We start from the raw sequence: 726 nt of genomic DNA, 5'->3' as shown, positions 1-726 counted from the left end.
GTTGCGGGGCTGAAGCCTGTGGATGTGGATGTGGTGGAGGCGCACGGTACGGGCACGGCTCTGGGCGACCCGATCGAGGCGCAGGCGATCCTGGCGGCCTATGGTCAGGACCGGGAACGGCCGCTGCTGCTGGGGTCGGTGAAGTCGAACATCGGTCACACGCAGGCCGCCGCGGGGGTGGCGGGTGTGATCAAGATGGTGCTGGCTCTGCAACACGGTGTGCTGCCGCGGACGTTGCATGCGGAGGAGCCGTCGTCGCACGTGGAGTGGTCGGCGGGTGCGGTGGAGCTGCTGACGGAGTGTGCCGAGTGGCCGCGGGTGGAGGGGCGGGCGCGCCGTGCGGGTGTGTCGTCCTTCGGTCTGAGCGGTACGAACGCGCATGTGGTGCTGGAGGAGCCGCCGGTCGTGGCGGAGCCGGAGCCGGAGCCGGTGAGTGTGCCGGTGGTTGGTGGTGTGGTGCCGTGGGTGGTGTCGGGCCGTACGGGTGCGGCGCTGCGGGGCCAGGCGGGCCGGCTGGCGGAGTTCGTGTCCGCCGACGAGAGGCTGGGTGTCGCCGAGGTCGGTGGTGCGCTGGTGCGGTCGCGGTCGCTGTTCGAGCACCGGGCGGTGGTCTGGGGCTCGGACCGTGCGGAGTTGCTGCGGGCGCTGGAGTCGGTCGCCACCGGCGAGGAGGCGCTCAACACCGCGACGGGCACGGCACGACGCGATGCGCGCACCGCGTTCCTG

Annotated in this window: 1 protein-coding gene; it reads left to right on the top strand. The window is 72.3% G+C overall.

The genetic code is table 11. From position 1 onward, the window contains the following. Positions 1-726 (top strand): polyketide synthase (locus tag AQJ64_RS43960; protein ID WP_169809763.1); only part of this gene is annotated, 726 nt, incomplete at both ends.

It is taken from the genome of Streptomyces griseoruber, assembly GCF_001514205.1.
Taxonomy (GTDB): domain Bacteria; phylum Actinomycetota; class Actinomycetes; order Streptomycetales; family Streptomycetaceae; genus Streptomyces; species Streptomyces griseoruber.
The sequence above is the reverse complement of the archived record's forward strand: the minus strand, read 5'-3'. Positions and strand labels throughout refer to the sequence as shown.